We start from the raw sequence: 5,743 nt of genomic DNA, 5'->3' as shown, positions 1-5,743 counted from the left end.
TCGTCGAATTTCAACTAACGTCGGATAAATGGCGTCCACCATTTCTTTCACCTTTTGCTTCACATTTAAGCGCCTCCCCTAGTTTGAATACAGTACATCTCATTATATGTAAGTAGGGGCTTATCTTATGAATATAAAAAAAGCCCATCCTATAGTTAACAATACTATAATTAATAGAGGATACTATGTTCAGTATGAGACATATATCCTCTATTTTTATTTTGATTAGAAAGATTAACAAAGTTAAAATAGATGAGTTTAATATGTATTAAATATAGAGATAAGGGAAAACTAAGATTAAGTTAATCAAGAGCGTGTGAAAGGATGCGACATCATGTATGTGCAAGAAGTAAAAGTGAAGGGTCAACGAAAGTACCTCTTAGTTGATTCAGAAGGTATACCTGTCACTCCTGTTGTGAAATATCTCAAGTATTTAGACCAAACAGGTAAAAGCCATAATACGTTAAAGACTTACTGTTATGGTTTGAAACACTATTTTACCTTTTTAGAAGAGACGGAAAAGGATTATAAAAAAATTACTCTACAAGGAATGGTAGAGTTTGTGGCTTGGTTGCAGAATCCCTATCGTAATTCAAAAGTCATTATCGCCTCACCTACGACCTCTAAACTAACAGCAAAGACAGTGAATCTCACGATTACAGTGGTCACTAATTTTTATGATTATCTCTATCGAAATGACGAACTCCCAACGGATATTGCGGATAAGTTAATGAAACAGATCTATGTGGGAAATGGGAAACGATATAAGGGATTCTTGCATCATATTACAAAAGGAAATCCTGTGACGAAGAATCTGTTAAAGGTAAAGGAACCTAAGACGAAATTAAAAACTTTAACAAAAGAACAAGTGGCTCAATTAGTTCAAGCCACTTCGAACATTCGGGATGAATTGTTATTGAATGTTTTATTTGAGACGGGTTTAAGAATTGGAGAAGTCTTATCACTCCATATTGCTGATTTTAAACGAGACTATCGAGTGGGTTATCATATTCAATTAGTGGACCGTGGCGAATTAGAAAATGGGGCTAAACTCAAAACAAATGAACGAAAGATTGAAATCTCATCTGACTTGATGAATTTATATGATGACTATCTTTATGAGGTAATTGACGAATTAGAGACTGATACTAATTTCCTATTCGTTAAGTTAAAAGGAGCAAATAAAGGGGAACCCTTAGAATATACAGATGTTCAATCCCTCTTTAAACGTCTTAAACAAAAGACAGGGATTGATGCTCATCCCCACCTCTTACGACATACCCATGCCTCAATCTATTATCAAACAACGAAAGATGTTAAATTGGTTCAAGAACGATTAGGTCATGCTCAGATTCAAACAACCATGGACATTTATGTGCATCAGACCGATGAAGAAATTCGAGCCGAATGGGAAAAGGCTCAACACGCATTTAAACTTGATAGAAACCCACAATAGGCGGTGATTTAATGGCAACAGCATTACAGTTACTACATCCAGAAGAAGAGTTAAATCCCCAGAGTTTACTCATCGAAACATTGAAATTTTACCCTGAAAAAACAGTCCACCCTGATGGAACGGTGACGACTGAATACATTGAAACAAATTATTTTTTAGATAATGATATTTGGAATGTTGATTTCTTTTTTAGTATCAAGCAATTTCAATCTCAGGGAACAGAATACCAAAAAGGAAAGAGGAAAGAATTTCATTTCACCATTGAAAACAAACATTTAAAAATGGAGTTTAAATATCTGATACATCACCTTATTTTCCAAGATAAGTGGACTCTATCTTATTGGTTAAATAGTCAACAACAAAATTTGAAAAAACTATTCACCTTTTTGAATGAAAAATATGCTTCATTAAACACACTATTTGATTTGGAGATTGAAAAAGCTGAAAAAGAATGGTTGTTTTATCTAAATAGTGAAGGTGTTAAAACGATGGCTACACAACAAACGATTCAAGGGGAATATAAAAATAAGACAGCATTAGCTAATACTTTAAGAAGTATGTATGATACCTACTTCAATCTGAGAGATACTCGCGATGAATGGGAAAAAGATAGTTGGGATGTGCGAATTTTAAATCAGAAATATGGAATGGAATTTAATAAAAGTAAAACTCATTTTTATATTGATTTTAGCAATATTTCTAATCTTATTTTAAGAAATGAAGTTAAAAAATATTATAAACAACGCTTGTTAAGCCGAAATAATTTCTCTATTGGTACAGCACAAAACTACTCAAAACCAATTTGCTCATTTTTAAATTTTATTAATGAGTTAGAGCCTACTTGGAATGATTTAAAAGGGTTGAATCGGGGACATGTTCAACAATTTATTGCTTATCTCAATGAATACGCTCAAAACCAATTAACGAGGAAAAATGCGAATGCCACAAGTTACATTAGGAAGTCATTGGGGATAATTGAAACTTTTTTATCAGACATTCAACGATACGATTATGAAATTGCTCCGATGAATCCTATTCAAAAATTAATCTATCGTGAGGATAAACCGAAACTTCCTAAAAAGTCGGCAGATAAAGTCGATTATATCCCTGATTTCGTCTTAGACCAATTATTTGAACACATTAACGACTTGCATCCAGATATTGTTCCCGTTGTTTATGTGGCTTTTAGGTCAGGTTTGAGAATCTGTGATGTTTTAAAATTGGCTGACGGTTGCTTAATTCGATTAAAAGAGAAATATTATATTCAAACTGACATTCAAAAAGTTAAATTAGAAGGTCATCGAATCCCTATTGACGATGAATTGGCTAATCTGTTAGCTGTCGAAATTAAACAATCTAAAGAGTTAAGTAATCAAGATAATAATCCCGAAAATTTAATTTTCGTTCGCTACCATGGTTCAAGAAAAGGATACCCTTATTCACAGGGGTGGGTTCGAGAAAAATTAAATCAATTCGCTCATAAATTCAAAATCAAAGATGAAAATGGAGAGATTTTTCATTTTACCATGCATCAATTTAGACATACATATGGTGTAAAGATGTTGAATGGCGGAGCAGATATTTTAGTGGTTCAGGAATTGTTAGGACATGCATCACCAGAAATGACACTAACTTACGCTAAGTTATTAGATGATACTAAGAGAAAAGCTTTTGATGAAGTTATGAAACAAGGAGTCTTTAGTTTTGATAACGGTAATCAAATTGTTGAATATCAAGCAGGCGACGATATTCCTGAAGATATTTTAGAAACTCTTTATCGAGATCACAAGCTAACTGCTATGGATAATCCATATGGAACTTGTCATGCTCGAATTAAAGGAGATTGCCCACATATGGATGAACCACCTTGCCTAACGTGTAATGGAGGAAAACCTTGTAATCATTTAGCGATCGGGTTCTCAGAAGATGATACTCAAAAATATGAGCTCTTAGTTAAAACCACGTCAAGGTCTATTGATTATGCCGAGCAATATGGGCGAGATGACATTAGGGAAAAAAATCAAAAAAATTTGGAAATTTATCAATCCATTTTAAGCACCCTACAAAAAGGTGAAATCATTTTTGGTAACTTGGAACGATTAAAACGAAAACGAGGTGAATCAAATGTCTGATTATGACCGTAAAACCCATTTACAACAGGTTCATGAACAAAGACGAAAAAAGACTAATGAACGAGTTGACAAAGCCATTAAACGGCTTCTATTAGCTCAAGAACCTATTAACTTTAATAGTGTGGCTAAAGAATCTGGAGTTAGCAAAGCCACTCTCTATAATCATGACACCATTCGTGAACGAATAGAGCGATTGAGAACTCAACAAGAACAATCACCTACTCCGAAACAAATCAAAAGAGTACGGACAGATGAAACCAAAGATGCGATCATTGAATCCCTTAAAATCCGTATTAAGCGGTTAGAAGCAGAAAATAAGAAACTCAAGGAACAAGTTAAATCATTTCATGCGAAAATTTATGAAGAGATTTAATAAAAAGCTGTGTTAGGAAATAAAAAAAAGAGGGAGAATGTCAAATCCAATTCTCTCTCATTTTTACTTATTTATGTTTAATCTTAAATAGGCTAATCCCTGATAAAAGAATGATTAAGGCAGTAAGACCGAGTTTTACCCAATTCATAAGCAACCAGAAATCCCCACCATAAACTATATCAGGTGATGTATTGAATTCATCTACAAATATAGCCAAATTATAAAATAAATTCATGTCAGTAATTAAACAAATTAAGCTTAATATAAAAATAATAAATGTAATTATTTTAATGTTCATGATAAATCCCTCTTTTTTTTCTTAGGGTCTGTTTTAAACAAGTGTTGATAATACAAAATTTTTGCATAACTCATTTCACTTGGTGTAGTATAATGAATGTACAAACATTTGTTTAGGTGGTAAGTTTTATGGCGAAAAAGAAAAAGACAATTAAAGAAAAAGTATTAGCTTTAATTCCTAAATTATCACAAGATGAATTTGAAGAGGTTGCACAATTTGTTGAACTCAATCATATTAATTTTCACATAGATAACCTACAAAGGGAGGTTAAAGAAACTCGTTATTCTAAAGGGCAATATACTTGTCCTTTTTGTCATGGAACTCACGTTGTAAAAAATGGAACTAAAAAAGGGCTTCAACGTTATCTATGTCGTCATTGTCATAAATCTTTTAGTGACCAGACCGCTACCCCTTCTTGTCATTCTAAAAAATCACCGAAACTTTGGCTTCAATATCTGAAATGTATGTTGTCTGGGTATACGATTCGTAAATGTGCTGAGGAGTGTAAGATAAATATCGCTACTTCATTTTTTTGGCGACACAAAATTTTAGATGCGTTAGCGACAGCAGTAGGTGTTGGAGATTTAGAAGGACTTATTGAAGCTGACGAAACATTCTTCAGATATAACCGAAAAGGAAATTTTACAAAGGTTAGAAGTTATAAAAAAGGCGTTCGTACTTCAACTGGTCGAACGACTAAACAAACTAAGAAAAAGAAACGTGGATTATCTCATGAACAAGTGGCAGTTGGAACAGCTTTAGACCGTTTAGGGAATCTTAAAATGGGGTTAATTTGTACAGGTCGATTAGAATATCCAGCTCTTAAACGATTCTATGAAGGTTATATTTCAGCGAACTCAACTTTATGCACAGACAGCGCTCATGGTTATTCGACTTTATCAGAGGAATTACATCTTAATCACATTAAAATAGCGTCAGGAAAGCGAAAAAAAGATATTTATCATATCCAACATATCAACTCCCTTCATAGTCGATTAAAAGCTTTTATGAGCGATTTTAAAGGAGTTGCAACTAAACATTTACAAAATTACCTCTATTGGTTCAAATTTATCGAAATATTCAAGTCTGAACGAGAATCTATTAAGTTAGAAAGAGCTTATGTATTGTCTCAGGCTAATTACACGGATTGTTCTGTTGAAGCGATTAGAACAAGAACTCCTGCTTTTGTGTAATGAAGAATTATCAATTTTGATAATTCTTGTATTATTTCAACAACTAAAAAAGATGATTGTGTTAATCACTACAATCATCTTCTTTAGTTATATCGAATTTTATTTAAGATATAATTTTAATCCACTACTTTTTCATTTATGACTTTGAATTCATAAACTCCGTCTATTGTTGCCTTTGCTTGAATTAAAACTGTACCACTGTCCCAAGGAATCTCCTTGAATATCACAGTTTCTCCTGGAGTAATTGTTTTTTCTTCGCCTAATAAAGCACCTGCTGAATCTATAATCTGA

Annotated in this window: 4 protein-coding genes; all 4 read left to right on the top strand. The window is 33.0% G+C overall.

Features of this window, described 5'->3' with window-relative positions:
- The first annotated feature begins 334 nt into the window (after positions 1-334).
- The 4 genes from J6D32_RS09840 (at position 335) to J6D32_RS09825 (ending at position 5,452) form a co-directional block, all read left to right on the top strand.
- Positions 335-1,456 (top strand): tyrosine-type recombinase/integrase, encoded by a 1,122-nt coding sequence (locus J6D32_RS09840; protein ID WP_155062051.1) that lies wholly within the window; start codon positions 335-337, stop codon positions 1,454-1,456.
- Between the two features lie 11 nt (positions 1,457-1,467).
- Positions 1,468-3,588 (top strand): tyrosine-type recombinase/integrase, encoded by a 2,121-nt coding sequence (locus J6D32_RS09835; protein WP_262952032.1) that lies wholly within the window; start codon positions 1,468-1,470, stop codon positions 3,586-3,588.
- Positions 3,581-3,961: a DUF6262 family protein gene (locus J6D32_RS09830; protein ID WP_155062050.1), complete on the top strand. Its 381-nt coding sequence runs from the start codon at positions 3,581-3,583 to the stop codon at positions 3,959-3,961. The genes J6D32_RS09835 and J6D32_RS09830 overlap by 8 nt, the downstream gene beginning before the upstream one ends.
- Positions 3,962-4,387: 426 nt before the next feature.
- On the top strand, positions 4,388-5,452 hold the full coding sequence (locus tag J6D32_RS09825) for an IS1595 family transposase (protein ID WP_287467635.1): 1,065 nt from the start codon (positions 4,388-4,390) through the stop codon (positions 5,450-5,452).
- The last annotated feature ends 291 nt before the right edge of the window (positions 5,453-5,743 follow it).

The sequence above is a fragment of the Turicibacter sp. genome, assembly GCF_017941855.1.
Lineage (GTDB): Bacteria > Bacillota_I > Bacilli_A > MOL361 > Turicibacteraceae > Turicibacter > Turicibacter sanguinis.
This window is presented reverse-complemented; position numbering and strand designations above follow the sequence as displayed.

Excerpts from the sequence above, each read along its gene's own strand:
- J6D32_RS09840 (WP_155062051.1), top strand. The coding sequence starts at position 335 with ATGTATGTGCAAGAAGTAAAAGTGAAGGGTCAACGAAAGTACCTCTTA.
- J6D32_RS09835 (WP_262952032.1), top strand. The coding sequence starts at position 1,468 with ATGGCAACAGCATTACAGTTACTACATCCAGAAGAAGAGTTAAATCCC.
- J6D32_RS09830 (WP_155062050.1), top strand. The coding sequence starts at position 3,581 with ATGTCTGATTATGACCGTAAAACCCATTTACAACAGGTTCATGAACAA.
- J6D32_RS09825 (WP_287467635.1), top strand. The coding sequence starts at position 4,388 with ATGGCGAAAAAGAAAAAGACAATTAAAGAAAAAGTATTAGCTTTAATT.